Source organism: Vibrio coralliirubri (genome assembly GCF_024347375.1).
In the GTDB taxonomy this organism is placed as follows: domain Bacteria; phylum Pseudomonadota; class Gammaproteobacteria; order Enterobacterales; family Vibrionaceae; genus Vibrio; species Vibrio coralliirubri.
The window spans coordinates 1,965,889-1,982,014 of sequence record NZ_AP025471.1; the positions used below are offsets into that span (position 1 = coordinate 1,965,889).

Annotated in this window: 12 protein-coding genes; 5 read left to right on the plus strand and 7 right to left on the minus strand. The window is 45.8% G+C overall.

Annotated elements, in window-relative coordinates; translation table 11 throughout:
* Positions 1-42: 42 nt before the first annotated feature.
* Genes OCV20_RS25465 through OCV20_RS25490 form a run of 6 tightly spaced genes read right to left on the minus strand, consistent with a single transcriptional unit; the run spans position 43 to position 7,039 of the window.
* On the minus strand, positions 43-1,722 hold the full coding sequence (locus tag OCV20_RS25465; RefSeq protein WP_086773571.1) for a BatD family protein: 1,680 nt from the start codon (positions 1,720-1,722) through the stop codon (positions 43-45).
* Between the two features lie 2 nt (positions 1,723-1,724).
* Positions 1,725-3,671 (minus strand): vWA domain-containing protein, encoded by a 1,947-nt coding sequence (locus OCV20_RS25470; protein WP_086773572.1) that lies wholly within the window; start codon positions 3,669-3,671, stop codon positions 1,725-1,727.
* Positions 3,664-4,671: a vWA domain-containing protein gene (locus tag OCV20_RS25475; RefSeq protein WP_086773573.1), complete on the minus strand. Its 1,008-nt coding sequence runs from the start codon at positions 4,669-4,671 to the stop codon at positions 3,664-3,666. The genes OCV20_RS25470 and OCV20_RS25475 overlap by 8 nt, the downstream gene beginning before the upstream one ends.
* Complete coding sequence (locus OCV20_RS25480) at positions 4,664-5,149, minus strand: DUF4381 domain-containing protein (RefSeq protein ID WP_086773574.1); 486 nt, start codon at positions 5,147-5,149, stop codon at positions 4,664-4,666. The genes OCV20_RS25475 and OCV20_RS25480 overlap by 8 nt, the downstream gene beginning before the upstream one ends.
* Positions 5,146-6,072, minus strand: a complete 927-nt coding sequence (locus OCV20_RS25485; protein ID WP_086773575.1) for a DUF58 domain-containing protein — start codon at positions 6,070-6,072, stop codon at positions 5,146-5,148. The genes OCV20_RS25480 and OCV20_RS25485 overlap by 4 nt, the downstream gene beginning before the upstream one ends.
* A 10-nt stretch (positions 6,073-6,082) precedes the next feature.
* Positions 6,083-7,039 carry an AAA family ATPase gene (locus OCV20_RS25490; protein WP_050652521.1) on the minus strand — a complete coding sequence of 319 codons (957 nt, stop codon included), beginning with the start codon at positions 7,037-7,039 and terminating at the stop codon, positions 6,083-6,085.
* A 454-nt stretch (positions 7,040-7,493) separates the two neighbouring features.
* On the opposite strand from OCV20_RS25490, the gene OCV20_RS25495 reads away from it, so the two are divergent.
* A complete protein-coding gene (locus OCV20_RS25495; protein WP_017067914.1) occupies positions 7,494-9,410 on the plus strand; it encodes a methyl-accepting chemotaxis protein in 1,917 nt (638 codons plus the stop codon).
* Positions 9,411-9,618: 208 nt separating this feature from the next.
* Positions 9,619-9,819 (plus strand): restriction endonuclease subunit S domain-containing protein, encoded by a 201-nt coding sequence (locus OCV20_RS25500; protein WP_010431457.1) that lies wholly within the window; start codon positions 9,619-9,621, stop codon positions 9,817-9,819.
* 240 nt (positions 9,820-10,059) lie between these two features.
* Here the strand turns inward: OCV20_RS25500 and malK are convergent, their stop codons facing one another.
* A complete protein-coding gene (gene malK, locus OCV20_RS25505; RefSeq protein ID WP_050652520.1) occupies positions 10,060-11,172 on the minus strand; it encodes a maltose/maltodextrin ABC transporter ATP-binding protein MalK in 1,113 nt (370 codons plus the stop codon).
* Between the two features lie 665 nt (positions 11,173-11,837).
* On the opposite strand from malK, the gene malE reads away from it, so the two are divergent.
* The 3 genes from malE (at position 11,838) to malG (ending at position 15,577) form a co-directional block, all read left to right on the plus strand.
* Positions 11,838-13,022 (plus strand): maltose/maltodextrin ABC transporter substrate-binding protein MalE, encoded by a 1,185-nt coding sequence (gene malE, locus OCV20_RS25510; protein ID WP_050647783.1) that lies wholly within the window; start codon positions 11,838-11,840, stop codon positions 13,020-13,022.
* Between the two features lie 81 nt (positions 13,023-13,103).
* Positions 13,104-14,675, plus strand: coding sequence for a maltose ABC transporter permease MalF (gene malF / locus OCV20_RS25515; protein ID WP_017060049.1), 1,572 nt, complete (start codon positions 13,104-13,106; stop codon positions 14,673-14,675).
* A gap of 11 nt (positions 14,676-14,686) precedes the next feature.
* On the plus strand, positions 14,687-15,577 hold the full coding sequence (gene malG, locus OCV20_RS25520; protein ID WP_017060050.1) for a maltose ABC transporter permease MalG: 891 nt from the start codon (positions 14,687-14,689) through the stop codon (positions 15,575-15,577).
* Positions 15,578-16,126: the final 549 nt, after the last annotated feature.

Genomic DNA, 16,126 nt, shown 5'->3' on the forward strand with positions numbered 1-16,126 from the left:
TCACGGCTTCATTTTTCTACCAGTTATAGTTTTTCTGGTTAATTAAAGTGTTTCTAGTGAGCTTTTACGCGTTTTGCTTGGGACTCGCTTTGGTTTTTTAACTGCTTTGACTGCCTCAGAAGGATCCCATGACTGACTTGGTGAATCAGCTTCAGCATAGAGGCTCTGATTGAGCTTGGTTAGCTCAGTTTCAATCACTTCTATTGTCTCGTCACTCAAGTCTGGGTTTTCAGCTTGCCACTGTTCAAACAAGGTTCTGGTCATCACGCCATCTTTCGCTTTCAGCGCTTCAATAAGCGCTTCTGCTATATCTGATTGACGTTCAACTATGCGTGTTGGTTTTGTCGTGACACCACGTCGTGACCAGAAATAGAAAGCCATCGCTGAGCTGATTAACCATAAAACAGCAAACAGAGCGGTGAGATAAGGCCAGATCCCAGGGCTATCCACAGTAACAACCGTCGGACTTGCTTGTTGGGCGGGCGTAGCAGTCACTGGTGGAGTGCTTGACGCTGCGCGATCACTTGCTTTTACCGCTAACTCTAGCCCCTGCGCTTTGCTGGTTTGTTCTGATTGCAAATCGGTGTTAAACCAAGCTTGAGACACATCAGGAAGCGAGATATGTCCAGCCTCTTTCGGAATCAATACTTGCTTGTAAACAACGACAGCATCACCTGACTGAGTTGTGCCAAATTGCGGCTTCTCTTCATAAACACGTACCGATTTAGGGTAGGTGATATTCAGTTTTGGCAGCTGGTGTTGCGTTAAGTTGCTAGCCGTCATCGTGATGGTACGAGTTAACGAATCACCCGCTTCCATTTCAATGGTTGGGTTACCGCCTTCTAAACCATTACTATTTCCCAGTTGATTGCCTTGGCTATCTGACCATTGTTGAATCAGTTTGAAGTTTGATGTTGGTAACCACTCACCTTGGTAGCCTTTTGGCACCTCTTTGACGGTGACATCTAAGGTTTCAACGGGCGTGTCGAGTTGGAACAGACGCGTTGTACTGGAGTTGTTGGTTGAATAAACAACGGCTCCAGTCAGCTTCGGCCCGTTCAGCTTAAACTGTCCGGCCTTTTGTGAAGAGATACGGAAAGATTGTTGAACTACCGTCACCTCTTGTCCATTGAGAACATCTTGAAATTGCTTGGACTCACCAATAGGTTCCACATCTAAGCCCGGCGAGCTCGGTGGCGCAATTTTAGGATCTTGCAGCCTTCTAGGGTCAGCTTTGATGATGAGTTTTACATCAAGCTCGGCCACTTCTTGTGGGTACAGCGAGTTCTTGCTGAGATTAAGTTGAAACTCTGCCATGTCATGTTGAGTGGGCGCAGCTTTATTAACGGCAACATTGATGGTGATTGGCTTGGTTTTCGCCCCTTCAATATCGAAACTAGGTATTTGTATCTTTCCCAAACGCAGTGGAGCAAGGCTGATGTTCCATTCACTTGACACCGAACGGCTGCCATTGACGATTCGCATCGACGACCCAAAGCTTGGTGTGCCGACATAGAAATCCTGCTGGAGCGCCGTTAGATCTAGAGCATCAGAAGAGACCTTTTCATCGGTTGCGACTCTAAGAAGGAATACTTCATCTTTGGTGACGCTGTTATGTGAAACACTTGCCACGGCGTTTGCAGCCAAGGCTGAGAAGGACGAGAAAGCTCCCAACAACAATGTTAGGAGGACGGATAAAAATGGCTTGTTTAGAAATCGCATGGTTACCACTTTTTATTCTGGTTGTTAGGAGCACTTTTTTGTCGTGCTTGTAAAATCATTTGCGCTTTAAGCAGTTGGCTCGGGTCACGGGCGCTTTCTACTTGCTCAAGTTTTCGCATGTCAGGGTCGCTTGACAGAGGTTGATCTGAGGTTTGTGCTACAGCTTGCTGACCACTTTGCTCACCATCTTCTTTTGAAGCTTGTTGTGCGCTAGCACTTTGAGGTGTAGCGCCTTCTTGGTCACTCTGTTTCGGCTGATCACTCTTACTTTGTTGAGCGGCTTGCTTGTCGTCTTGTTTAGACTTTTCAGAGTTAGAGTGATTTTCAGGTTGGCCTTGAGATGAGTTTTGGTCTTGGCTACCGCGTTGATCTTGGTTACTGCTTTGATCTTGCGACTTGCTACTGGAACTTTGTTGTTGATCCTGAGAGCTTTGCGAAGAATCATTTTTCTGACCTTGCTGACCTTGCTGACCTTGCTGACCTTGCTGACCTTGCTGACCTTGCTGACCTTGCTGACCTTGCTGACCTTGCTGACCTTGCTGACCTTGCTGGTTTTGGTCTTTCTGGTCTTTGGATTCAGAATCGCCTTGCTGTTGCTGTTGCTGTTGCTGTTGCTTCTTCTGGGCTTGTTCGACGACCTCTAAGTTCTTCTTCGCATAAGCATGCTCAGGGTTGCTTTCAAGAATACGTTTGTACTCTTGTATCGCTTGGTCGTACTTACCTTGTTGGGCTTGGGAGTTAGCAAGGTTGTAGCGAGCATCTTCACCAGAAAGGTCTTGCAGCGTCTGCTCTGCGGCTTCGAAATCACCGGCTTTGTATTGAGCAATGCCTTTCCATTCTTGCTGGGTGAACTGTTCAGCAGCTTGTTGGAAGTCCTCGTCCTGATACAACTGATAGCCTACTTGATCATCGGTTTTCCACGGATTTGCAAACGCAGTATTTGGTTGGCTAAAAGAGATCACTCCAGCTAAGGCACACCAAATAACCCCTTTCCTGAATAACCCAAGTGCCGGAAGTAATAGCAAAGGCAGTAACCAGAAACCGTTGTTCACTCTGGTGTTGAGTGAGTTGTTGGTCTTGGTGACTTCCGATGTTGTTGCAACTCGGTCGAGGTAGTTCGCGATGTGTTCAACATCTGAGTTATCAAATTGAACTTCAGTGAACGTGCCACCATAGCTGCGTGTAAGCTCGCGCATGTTCTTCAAGTTGGTTCTTGCCACCACGGTTTGTCCTGAGTCGCTTTGCAGCATCGACCCCGTAGGTAACGAGATTGGCGCACCGCTTTCACTCCCTACAGCTAGAATCGACAATGTCCAATCGTTGCCAGAGAGTAGCGAGTCGATCTGTTTCTTCTCTTGAGCATCAATATCGTCAGCAATCAGAACTAGATCGCCTTGGTAGATATGAGCGCGAGTCATCATATCAATCGCAAGCTTAACGGCTGATGCGGCATCACCGCCTTGATAAGGCATGATATCTGGCGATAGGTTAGGGACTAGGTTCTTGATGGTGTTTATGTCTGACGTTAGCGGGCTAATGGTGTAAGCATCTCCAGCATACGCCACCATGCCTGTTAGCCCTTCCTGCCACAATGAAAGCAGATCCAGTGCCTTGTATCGGGCTTGAGTTAAGCGATTCGGCTTAATGTCGGTGGCATACATAGACATCGACATATCCATGATCACAACTCGTGCCTGCGTTTTTTCAAAGCTCGTCTGTTCGTTTTTCTCGAAGCTTGGCCCGGCTAATGCAATAACGCCGACCAGCCACCAGATACCGAAGTAAGTACTGCGATTATTCGACGGCTTACTCGATTCTGGCGCCAAGTATCGAGCGATGTGTGACGCGAGTAATCCTTGTTTGGATTGTCTCTTGCTCAGCCACCAAATAGCGGGCAGCACGGCAAGCGCCAAGAACCAATATGGGTAGATAAAAGTAAAGTTAGACATTGTTTCTCCTAATGGCTAACAGCATAAATACCAAGAACATTGCCGCCGATAGTGGCCACACAAACCATTCTTGTTGTGGTCGCCAGATCTTAGTAGCGTTCGTCACGGGTTCTAACTGGTTAATGGTGTCGTAAATCGTCGCTAGTTCTTTGCTGTCACGCGCACGGAAGTACTGACCGCCAGTGCGTTTGGCAATTTCCATTAGTGTGCGTTCATCCAGATCTTGAGCAGTATTGACTTTACGCGTCATGAAGAACTCTTTGACCATCATCTCGCCTGCACCGACACCCACGGTGTAAATCGTCGCATCGTATTTTTTTGCAATATCCGCCGCTTCTAGCGGGTCTAATACCCCGGCGGTATTACTGCCGTCGCTGAGTAGAATCATTACACGCTGAGGGGCACCGCTATCGACAAAGGTTTTGGTGGCAAGGCCAATACCATCACCAATCGCGGTTTGAGTACCGATAAGCTTTAACACCGCTTGATTGAGCTGTTGTGAAAGCGTATTTCTATCTAGTGTAAGCGGAGTCTGCAAGTAGGCGTGATCAGCAAATAGCACAAGGCCCACTCGGTCGCCTTTTCGTCGCTCAATAAAGTCACTCAATACGCGTTTCACAGCCGACAAGCGGTCGATGTATTCGCCATTGAACTGCATGTCTTCTTGGCTCATCGAGTAGGAGAGGTCGACAACCAACATCAAATCACGATGCTTCGGTTGAAACTCTACCGGTTCGCCATACCATACAGGGCGTGCACTCGCCGTAACCAGCAGAAGCCAGATAATCACGGACAACGCCTTTGGTAAACGACTGCTCGGTGTTTTTGTGTTGCTGTCTTCGGGCAGAAATGGAAGCCTTAGGGCATTGCTTGATTCTGACTTTGGTGAGAACAAGTAAACGAGCAACGGCAGTGGCGCGAGGAACAACATCCACCACCAAACGAACTCGATGTTTAGCAAGTCCCTGCTTAGAAACATAGTGCTTAGAAAATCACTCATAACGACCTCGCTTTGGAGGAAGGGCTGTACGAAGCCACACTTCGCAGTCATTAACCAATTGCTGTTGAGCCTTTTTCTGGTCGTCGTTCATTAGGGCTGCATCTTGATAGAGCGCTTGTTGCCACTGGGATTGTTTTGCTACAAATAACGGCTTCGCCAATTGCGCATCTAAGAACGTCAACCAATCATCACCAGACAAGCCTGCAATTTTTTCGCGTGGGAAATAGCTCAGTGCTGCTTGACGAACGATGTCTTGAGCTTTGCTCGGAGACAAGCCATCTTGGGACTGACTATTACTAAAGTAAGACAGCGCTTCTTGCTTCGCCTGTTGATTGTTTTTTCTACGCTTTAGAATGAAAAACACACAAGCAATCAGGGCAATGGCTGTGATAATTACTGCCCACCAACCCCACGCTAAAGGCCACCAAGTCGGTGCGTCTGGCGCAATAACCGGACTTAAATCTAAGGGCTGTTTCATGACTGAGCTCCTGATATCTGGCTCATGAGTGACTGCGCACTCGACAGCGAGCTATAAGGTATCGCGAGAGACAACCCCATCTGTTGCAGCTGGTGTTTCTTAAGCGAAAAAGCATGGTTAAGCTTTTGCTTTTCTTTATTAGAAGAGAAATTAAACCATTGAGTTTTGCTGTCATCGGTGACCTGTTTAGAACCTTTATAGGCGGTTTCACCTTGCTCTAACGGATCGTAGAAATGCACCAGACGTACTCTGTTGTGTCGGCGAATTTGACTGATAAGTGAGTAGTCACTTTCTTGGTAGCGCACAAAGTCACTGAGCATAATAATATCGCTTCCTTTAGGGCAAAGCTGGTGCAGAGATTTCAGTCCATGCTCTAAGGTCGTGTCATTATGATTGTCGTGATTAGACAGTGCCGTGTTATTGATTTCTATGACTTTTTGCAAAATACGCAGTGGAGCATGGTTGCTTGCACTTGGTTTAATCTCAATGACCTCTTTGCCAGTATCGATCACCGCACCAATTCGATCTTTTTGAGCCACAGTAAGCCAGCACAGTTGGCTAGCAAAGTGAGCAAGTTGAACTGATTTCAGCAACAAGGTTGAGCCGAAAATCATACTGCTTGATAGGTCCAAGAACAAAATGACAGGCTGTTCTCTCTCTTCAGAGAAAAGCTTGGTATGCGCCTTGCCCGTTCTGGCTGTCACACGCCAATCAATGCTGCGGATATCGTCACCCGCCTGATATTGACGAACTTCAGAGAAATTCATCCCGCGACCTTTACGGTTGCTCTCGTGTTGACCGTTAAGCTGCGACCAAAGGCTCTTGGCTGGAGGCAACCAGCGAACAGACTGCGCTTTGTATTGCAGCAGCTCATCTAGATTTAAAGTGACACCGTCACCATGGTTGGGTAGTTGATTATTCATGCGCGTATCCCTATGCGCTGCCAACCAATGAAATAAGGTGTGCGATCACTTGGTTTGCGGTGACACCTTCAGCTTGTGCGTGGTAGCTGCGCAGTAGACGGTGGCGTAATACAGGGAATGCCATCGCTTGAACATCTTGGGGTGTGACGTAATCTCGTCCTGCAAGCCAAGCGTGAGCGCGGGCACAACGGTCTAACGCAATGGTTGCACGCGGGCTGACACCCATGTCTAACCATTGATCAAGTTGGTCGCTGTATTGCTTAGGTTGGCGAGTCGCCATTACCAGTCTGATGATGTACTGCTCAATGGTGTCTGCCATGTGAATGTTGAGCACTTCTTGGCGCGCTTCAAAGATCGTTTGCTGAGATATCTCTTGTGGCTGAGCTGACTCGTTGCCTTGAGCCTCACCACGGTTGAGTCGTAAGATCTCCAGCTCGCTTTCCATATCTGGGTATTCAACTTCTAGGTGAAGCAAGAATCGGTCTAACTGAGCTTCCGGTAGCGGGTAAGTCCCTTCTTGTTCAATTGGGTTCTGTGTTGCCATTACCAAAAATAGCTCAGGCAGCGCATAGGTTTTTCGACCGGCAGTCACTTGTTTCTCTGCCATTGCTTCTAGCATTGCCGCTTGAACTTTCGCCGGAGCACGGTTGATCTCATCCGCTAGAATCAACGAGTTGAAAATCGGACCTGATTGGAAAGTGAACTCCCCAGTCTCAGGACGAAAAATGTCGGTACCCGTCAAGTCAGCTGGTAATAGATCGGGAGTGAATTGAATACGGTGGAAGTCACCCTCAACACAGTCAGCCAATGATTTTACTGCGCGAGTTTTTGCTAAGCCGGGAGGCCCTTCAACGAGGATATGACCATCCGCTAAAAGGGCGATCATCAGTTGCTTAACGAGCTCTTTCTGACCAATAATTTGAGACTCTAGATAGTTTTGAAGGACTTCGAAATTTGATTTGTGCATTTTGGACTCTCTGGGTATCCATTTGATTTTTATTTTGAGTATTGGTCACTGATTTCGAGGAAAAAGTTCCAGTACATTTGCGTAATTTATTTTTTCAAAATTGGAAAGATTTACAAGTGGTTAGCTAAAAACATCGTTAGGTTGTGATTATTACCATATCAATTGGTTTTTATATACAAAAGCTCGGCGGTGGATAGTGGTTTGAGTTCGGTTGGATCTAAGGGCTGAGAGCTAAAATCGACTCTCGACAATGTGGTATTTGCCTAGTTAATTCATGCTCAAGGTGAATGTTTTTAATTGTTACATCATATTTGCAGTTTTTTGAGAGAAAAGTCTCTAGTTTTATTGGTTGCGGCCGATACATCACTCAGATTGTGCATTGCTTGTTGGCGTGCACTAAAAAGTCCTGTTCAGGGTATACCGATAACGAGCGATTCTTTTTAAAGGTCCCAATATGTTTAAAACTAACTCTCTGAGTATCAAGCAAAAAGTTGTACTTGGAATTACCTTCGCGGTTCTTGCATCGACAGTGATTGTCGGCGCGATGGCGCAACAGCAAGCAAGAGATGTACTAAGTCATCGATTGATCGATATTGAACTTCCAGGAATGCTAGAGCGAATCAATGGTGAGATTGATCGTGAAGTGTCTCAGCTATTGTTAGCGGCGGAGCAAATTGCTTCAAATGAATTCATTTCTGATGCTATCGAATCGACCGATCGCGATCCGGCATTAGAAAACAAGCTGGTTAAACAACTGAACAATGTTCGTAACCAATATCAGTTGAACGATGCCTCAGTGGCGAACCGTCAAACGGCTTACTACTGGAACCAAAATGGTTTCCTACGTCAGTTAAATCAACAGCAAGATGGTTGGTTCTTTGGCTTTACGCAATCTGGACAGCCGACCATGGTGAGCATGTTCCAAGAAGCCAATGGCGAAGTGAAGATGTTTGCTAACTATCAGCAGCCTTCTGGTTTGGCGATGTCTGGTCTATCAAAGTCGATGGATGACATGGTTAACCTGCTGAACGGTTTCAAAATTGAAAATACAGGCTTCGTATTCTTAACCGATAGCCAAGGTGATGTTCAAATTCACCGTGAGCGTTCACGTAGTGATTCTTCACTTCAACAACTTTACGGTCCTCAAGCAAGCCAACTACTGAACAAGTCGGGCTTTAACCTGATTACCACTGAAAGCCAAGGCCAAGAGCTGTTCGTGGCGAGCTTGTATGTGTCGTCAATGGATTGGTTTGTTATTGGTGTAGTTCCGACGGGTGAAGTATTTGCAGAGCTAGATGCGACTGCACAAAAGATGCTGATCATGACTGCGGTTGTGGCATTAGTGTTTATCCTAATGGGCGTAGTACTGGCGAACAGTATTACTCAACCTATTAAACTTCTGGCTAAGCGTTTCGGCGACTTAGGTGAAGGCGACGGTGACCTTGCACAGCGTATCGAAGTGAAAGGCAACGATGAAATCGCACAGCTTTCAAAGGGCTTCAACGGATTCATTGAAAAGATTCACGAGTCGATGAAAGAGGTGTGTTCGACAAGCCAAGCTCTTCAAGTGGCGGCAGAGAGTGTTTCTAACAAAGCACACATCACCCACGACAACAGCCAAGAACAGCGCGACCAAACGCTTCAAGTGGTGGCTGCAATTAACCAAATGGGTATGACCATCAGCGAGATTGCATCAAACGCGGCAACCGCAGCAGAAACGGCAACACAAGCGTCAGGTAATACGGAAGTAGGCCGCTCTGTGGTGAACAAAGCAAAAGACGCGATCAGTCGTTTGGCGCAAGATATCGAAAGCACGGGTCAGGTAGTAGAGCAGCTTGCTTCTACAACTCAAGACATCGGGTCTATTCTGGGTGTTATCCGTGATATTTCAGAGCAAACCAACTTACTCGCATTAAACGCAGCGATTGAAGCAGCCCGTGCCGGTGAGCAAGGTCGTGGTTTTGCGGTTGTAGCGGATGAAGTACGTAACCTAGCAAGCCGTACTGCAGATTCAACGGAAGAGATTCAGAAGATGATCAACCAACTGCAAAGCGATGCGAAAGATGCAGTAACGGCAATGAGTGCGGGTAAGGTGATTACCCTTGAAGGTGTATCGGCTTCGGATGAAGCGGTAGACGTGCTGAGTGGTATTTCAGACCGTATCGTTGATATCACAGACCGTAACACTCAAGTGGCAACGGCAACGGAAGAGCAATCAACCGTAGTTCATACAATCAACCAGAACATTGAAGAGATCAACGCAATCAACGAAGTGACAACGGGCACGGCTGAACAACTTGCTGAGGCAAGCCAAGAGCTTCGAGACCTTTCTTCTCGTCTGGATAAGATGGTTGGTTCGTTTAAGCTTTAATCCCTTTAAGCTGTAGCATGGCTTAGAAAGAGACATAAACTAAGAGCTGGATTCATTTCATCGTGAATCCAGCTCTTTTTATTTACGGGCTTGTTTTCTTTTAACGGACCTTAGCTTGATCTGGTTTCGGGCTTTGCACTCAATCGCCCTAGCATCATAGGGCGTAAATGAGTAAAATCTGGTTAGGTTTAATATTTAGGTAAGTATCATGAGCGATTTTGAAAAAGAACTAGAGCAGATGACTCAAGAGATGGGCGATGAGCCTGAGGTGAAACTGCCATCACTTGAAGAGCAAAAAGCAATTGTTGCTGAGTTCAAGCGACTAGAAGCGGAAGGCAAACTGACACCTGAAGTGTTAGAGAAGCATTTTGGCCAGTTCAACAAACAGAATGATACGCCAATTCACTAAGTTGATTTAGACAGGTTTCATGTCTAGAAGAAGTGATATTAGCGGTTGGGTTAATAGCCTAACTAACAGATAAAGGTCTAGCGATTGCTAGGCCTTTTTTATTGCCGCTAGCGAAAGAGCTAATGGCTGACTCATAAACTATTCAATGTAAGTGAAACCGTCTCCAGCACATAAAAAAATCCCCCTTACTGAGTAAGAGGGATCCGATATGGGCAAGTTATACCCTAAAAGGCTAAGCGATTAGTCTGTGCCGTATTCTTTGTACAAACGACGACATGCGCGGCCATCGCTGTGGAACAGGTGACAACGGTGCGCTGGAATACCAATCGCCAACTTGTCACCTGATTCGATTGTTAACGTGTCTGGCTGGCGATAGATAACATCAGCATCGGCACTTTCAAGGTTTAGGTAAACCTGAGTTTCGTTACCTAGCTTCTCTACCATCATCACGTCAGCTTCAATCGTCGCGTCACCTGCTTCAGCAGACATCAAGTGTTCAGGGCGAATACCCAGAGACATTCGATCGCCAGCATTAACCGTCGTCCCGTCAACAGGAATCCAGAAAGTCATGCCATTAGAAAGTTGTACCAATACGCGTTCTGCTTCAGCTTGTTCAATGTGTACCGACATGAAATTCATCTTCGGTGAACCAATAAAGCCAGCAACAAAACGGTTTTGAGGGTAGTGGTAAAGGTCAAGCGGCTTACCGACTTGAGATACATAACCACCATCTAGAACAACGATCTTATCCGCCATTGTCATCGCTTCCACTTGGTCGTGGGTAACGTAGATCATGGTACAACCCAGTTGACGCTGTAGCTTGGTGATTTGCGAACGCATTTGAACACGTAGTGCAGCATCTAGGTTTGATAGAGGCTCATCAAGTAGGAATACGTTTGGTTGAGAAACCAGAGTACGACCAATCGCAACACGTTGACGTTGACCACCAGAAAGCGCTTTAGGTTGACGTTCAAGAAGGTGACCAAGCTGAAGAATTTCTGCAGCATGTTCAACACGCTTGTCGATTTCAGCTTTATTTGCGTTAGCTAGCTTAAGACCGAAAGACATGTTGTCGTATAGGTTAAGGTGAGGGTAAAGCGCGTATGATTGGAACACCATACCTACGCCACGCTTTGACGGTTCAACGTCATTCATGCGTTTGTCGCCAATGTACAAATCACCAGACGTAATGTCTTCTAGACCTGCGATACAACGTAATAGCGTCGATTTACCACAACCTGATGGTCCAACGAATACTACGAATTCACCTTCGTTGATGTCTAAGGTTACGTCCTTAGAAATCTGTACATCACCATATGATTTATAAACGTTTTTTAACGTGACACTCGCCATCTAGCTTGTCCTCGATCGATCAAATTTTAAGTTTTACTGCTTATCATTATAAGAAATTTTTGGGTCAGCAGTAACTGTAGGAATTGGTAAGTATTGAGTGAGTAAGAAAAAAAGTGGGTGAGACTTGGCTTCTTTAACCAAGCCCACCCGTCATAGCCAAACTGATGCCCATTTCCCCCACATCCAGCTAAACCTCCCCCGTGATTCAATCACAGATTTAGCTCGATGCTAATATAAGACACCAGCGGGCAGTGAAGCCAACTAAATGAATAATGCGTCAACGCATAACACTTGCCGGTAAAGGGTTCTTACTATCCACTCTTGGATGAATGCAGTTTCGGTGAATTAGCGTAAGGGTACATCCTCCTAATGGAAAATTAACTAGGGGGAGTAGGAGGGGAGGAGTAGATAAATGGGGTTATTAATAATTGGCGATCCAGTTCAAATAAATCCACCACGTAACGGTGATGTTGATCACGATGAGTATGCGTTTTGTGATTGCAGTCTCTAATCTGACCGGATGGCGATCACGAATTTAAGCCATAATAGCTAGGGCGTAGTGGCTAGGATGATGAGCTAGGGTCTGTTTTCTCAGATCATAACCTCCGAAAACTGGCTCGTCTTGGTAGATGTGCCCTACGTATAAATATAAAAAGGATATTCACATGAAAAACGCTCTAAGCGCTGTAGCTCTAGGTACAATAGTTGCTCTGGGTTCTTTTGGTGCAAATGCTGCTATCGAAGAAGGACAACTAACAATCTGGGTAGGTGGTGACAAAGCTTATGAAGGCATGGCTGAAGTAGGTAAACGCTTCGAAGAAGATACTGGTGTTAAAGTAACAGTCGCTTTCCCTGACAAGCTAGAAGAGAAATTCCCTCAAGTAGCAGCAGCTGGCGATGGCCCAGACATGATCTTCTACGCACATGACCGTTTTGGCGGCTATGCAGAAGCGGGACTTCTTGTTGATATCAAACCTTCTAAAGAGACTAAAGAAGGTATCGTAGACTTCGCATGGGACGCTGTTTCATACGAAGGTAAAACAATCGCATACCCTGTAGCGGTTGAGTCAGTTTCTCTAATTTATAACAAAGCGCTTGTTCCTAACCCACCTAAGTCTTGGGAAGAGATCCCAGCACTTGATGCTGAACTTAAAAAAGACGGCAAGAAAGCAATCATGTGGCCTCTACGTGGCGGTGCTTACTTCACATGGCCTCTACTTGCAGCTGACGGCGGTTACGCATTCAAACAGACTGCAGAAGGTTACGACATTAAAGATGCGGGCGTAGCGACTGACGGTGTTCAGAAGTCTCTAGGTTTCATCGAGAAGATGGTACAAGACAAAATTATCTCTGCAGACATGGATTACTCAGTTGCTGAGTCTGAATTTGTTGCGGGTAACGTTGCAATGACAATCAACGGCCCTTGGGGTTGGGAAAACATCAAGAAAGCTGGCGTAGATTACGGCGTAACAACTTTACCTAAGTTCAACGGTAAAGCGTCTAAGCCTTTCGTTGGTGTATGGGCTGGTGGTATCAGCACTGCGTCTCCAAACCGCGACCTAGCTGTTGAGTTTATGGAAAACTACCTACTAACAGATGAAGGTATGAAGAGCCTGAACGACGACAAGCCACTAGGCGCTGTTGCTCTTAACTCTTTCCAACGTCAACTAGATAGCGATACTCGTATTGCAGCAACAATGGACAACGCGATGAACGGTGAAATCATGCCTAACATCCCTCAGTTCACAACATTCTGGTACAGCATGGAAGAAGCGATCGGCAACGTAGTTGACGGCCGTCAATCAGTAGACCAAGCACTAAAAGCTGCTGAAGGTCGTATGGTTAAGTAACACCCAGGCACTACCTTTTAAGGAGGGGGTAACCTCTCCTTACTTTTCTATTTTTTATCTATATCGCTAGCAGGTTCCTCTATGCAGTCAGTTCAAGGTACAGATGCTATCCCAGCACCATCAAGCCTTCCAGGCAGTAAAAGCGTCTTCATCAAATGGGGGTTGCTTGGTAGCGTTGGCTTAATAAACGGCTACGCTACAATTCTAATGTATTCTCGCGGTGAGCTCGCTTTTGCGCTGCTTACAGTGATCTTAACGGCTTTGGCACTTTACATTTTTGGTAGTAAAAAAACTTACGCCCACCGTTATATTTACCCAGGTATTGCCGGAATGATCTTGTTCATTCTTTTCCCATTGGCATACACCGTAGGGCTTGCGTTTACTAACTACAGCGCGAAAAACCAACTTTCTCTAGAGCGTACTCAAACCGTTCTTTTAGACCGTTCTTTCCAAAGCGGTGAGAGCTACCCATTTACTTTGTACAAGACAGATGACGGTCACCAGATCGTTGTAAAAGATGGCGATCAACTGTTAGCGACTGACGTATTTTCTCTAGACAATATGACAGAAACAGAGATGGACCTATCTGTAATCGAGTCTGCGCAAGGTGAAAAAGAGAAGATCAAAGCGATCATCCAAAACCGAGCAGCAATCAGTGGTGTTGATTTCAATCTACCTGACGGTGGTGATATCCGCATGAGTGGCTTACGTAAGTTTGCTTCTGTTGCTCCGCTTTACACGCTACAAGACGATGAAGAAACGTTAATCAACAATGAAACGGGTGAAGTTCTCAAGCCAAATATGGATGTGGGTTTCTACCAGCCTGTTGATGCAAACGGTGAGTTTACGGGTAATACCATCTCTCCAGGTTTCGTGGTTAGCATTGGTACGCATAACTTTGAGCGTGTATGGAAAGATGACGGCATTAAAGAACCGTTTATCAGCATCTTTATTTGGACGGTTATCTTTTCGGTATGTACCGTAGCGTTCACGCTAGTTATCGGCCTTGTATTGGCTAACATCGTGCAATGGGAAGAGTTGAAAGGTCGTTCTATTTATCGTGTTCTACTGATTCTGCCTTACGCCGTACCCGCGTTTATCTCGATTCTTATCTTTAAGGGTCTATTCAACCAAAGCTTTGGTGAGATCAACATGGTGCTCGAGAATATCTTCGGCTTAAGCCCGAACTGGTTCTCAGACCCTATCTTAGCGAAAACCATGGTGTTGATGGTTAACACATGGCTAGGTTTCCCTTACATGATGATTCTATGTATGGGTCTGCTTAAAGCGATTCCTGATGATCTATACGAAGCGTCAGCAATCGATGGTGCGAACTTCCTTGATAACTTCAAGCGCATTACGTTCCCATTGATGATTAAACCGCTTACACCGCTATTGATTGCAGCGTTTGCCTTTAACTTCAACAACTTCGTAATGATTCAACTATTGACGAACGGTGGCCCGAACATGATTGGCACTTCTGAGCCAGCGGGTTACACAGACTTGCTTGTAAGCTACACGTACCGAATTGCATTCGAAGGCGGCGGCGGTCAAGACTTCGGTCTAGCAAGTGCTATCGCAACGCTTATCTTCCTATTGGTTGGTGCACTAGCGTTACTAAACCTTCGTTTCACTAAACTGTCTCAAGATTAAGGAGCACGACAATGGCTATGGTACAAGGTAAAGGCCTTAAATACCGAGTGTGGGCAACGCATGCAGTGTTGTGGTGCTTCTTGGCAATGATTATCTTCCCACTACTGATGATCATCGCGATCTCGTTCCGTGAAGGTAACTTCGCAACCGGTAGTTTGATTCCAGATAACCCATCATTGGAACACTGGAAGTTAGCATTGGGTATGTCAGTAACGAACGCAGATGGCTCGGTAACGTCACCTCCGTTCCCTGTGCTAACTTGGTTATGGAACTCAGTGAAGGTTGCAGGTATCACATCGATTCTGATTGTGACACTGTCTACGACATCGGCTTACGCGTTTGCTCGTATGCGCTTTAAAGGTAAGAACACAATCCTGAAAGCGATGATGATTTTCCAAATGTTCCCAGCAGTATTGGCTCTAGTAGCAATCTACGCGCTGTTTGACAAACTTGGTCAATACATTCCGTTCTTAGGCTTGAACACACACGGTGGTCTAATCTTCTCTTACCTAGGTGGTATTGCACTGCACGTATGGACGATTAAGGGTTACTTTGAGACGATTGATAACTCTCTGGAAGAGGCAGCAGCCCTTGATGGTGCAACGCCTTGGCAAGCATTCAGACTGGTTCTACTACCGCTGTCTGTGCCAATCCTAGCGGTTGTGTTTATCCTATCTTTCATCGCGACGGTGGGTGAGGTACCAGTAGCGTCTATCCTACTTACAGATGTGAACTCTTACACGCTAGCAGTAGGTATGCAGCAGTACCTATACCCTCAGAACTACCTATGGGGTGACTTTGCGGCAGCGGCTGTACTATCAGCACTTCCGATTACTATCGTGTTCTTACTTGCCCAACGTTGGTTAGTTGGCGGTTTGACGGCAGGTGGTGTAAAAGGATAAGCTGTACTCTATAAGAAAGAAAAAGAGCGACCGTTAGGTCGCTCTATATTGGCATTTTTATTACATCATTTGGTTTGGCCGCCGATCAGTAATAAAAATAACCCTCAGGTTACGCATAGCTGGCTACTAATCAGGTTCCTTACGCTATTAATGATTAGTGGTTTTTGTAACTCTAACCCAGGTATTTACTTGGGTTTTTTTATGCCTGCTACTTTTTTTTTTGTATCAGCGTTACTCGTCGACTATCGCGCTCTTATCTACTTTAAAACTCAAAGTTTCGAGTTACTTCTCTCCTAAATACCGACCACTTCATTTTGGTTACTTGTAGAAATGAACTAGTCTCACAAATCAGACACTCAGTATAAGTGGCCGTTGTACTATTGATATGTTGCTAATATTCCAATGCGTGATACTTCAATGATTTGTATGCAACAAAACCTGAAATTGCACTGAAAATGTATAGGTAAGCGAGAGGTCGTTACAGAGTCTTTAAGTAGTATTTGTGAGGATTATGAAAGTGGCTTTATTTATATGTCTGGTTTTTGGCGG

What these genes read in the sequence shown, in the direction of transcription:
- OCV20_RS25465 (WP_086773571.1), bottom strand. Translation starts at nt 1,722, where the DNA reads ATGCGATTTCTAAACAAGCCATTTTTATCCGTCCTCCTAACATTGTTG.
- OCV20_RS25480 (WP_086773574.1), bottom strand. Translation starts at nt 5,149, where the DNA reads ATGAAACAGCCCTTAGATTTAAGTCCGGTTATTGCGCCAGACGCACCG.
- OCV20_RS25485 (WP_086773575.1), bottom strand. Translation starts at nt 6,072, where the DNA reads ATGAATAATCAACTACCCAACCATGGTGACGGTGTCACTTTAAATCTA.
- OCV20_RS25495 (WP_017067914.1), top strand. Translation starts at nt 7,494, where the DNA reads ATGTTTAAAACTAACTCTCTGAGTATCAAGCAAAAAGTTGTACTTGGA.
- OCV20_RS25490 (WP_050652521.1), bottom strand. Translation starts at nt 7,039, where the DNA reads ATGCACAAATCAAATTTCGAAGTCCTTCAAAACTATCTAGAGTCTCAA.
- OCV20_RS25470 (WP_086773572.1), bottom strand. Translation starts at nt 3,671, where the DNA reads ATGTCTAACTTTACTTTTATCTACCCATATTGGTTCTTGGCGCTTGCC.
- OCV20_RS25475 (WP_086773573.1), bottom strand. Translation starts at nt 4,671, where the DNA reads ATGAGTGATTTTCTAAGCACTATGTTTCTAAGCAGGGACTTGCTAAAC.
- malF (WP_017060049.1), top strand. Translation starts at nt 13,104, where the DNA reads ATGCAGTCAGTTCAAGGTACAGATGCTATCCCAGCACCATCAAGCCTT.
- malG (WP_017060050.1), top strand. Translation starts at nt 14,687, where the DNA reads ATGGCTATGGTACAAGGTAAAGGCCTTAAATACCGAGTGTGGGCAACG.
- malE (WP_050647783.1), top strand. Translation starts at nt 11,838, where the DNA reads ATGAAAAACGCTCTAAGCGCTGTAGCTCTAGGTACAATAGTTGCTCTG.
- OCV20_RS25500 (WP_010431457.1), top strand. Translation starts at nt 9,619, where the DNA reads ATGAGCGATTTTGAAAAAGAACTAGAGCAGATGACTCAAGAGATGGGC.
- malK (WP_050652520.1), bottom strand. Translation starts at nt 11,172, where the DNA reads ATGGCGAGTGTCACGTTAAAAAACGTTTATAAATCATATGGTGATGTA.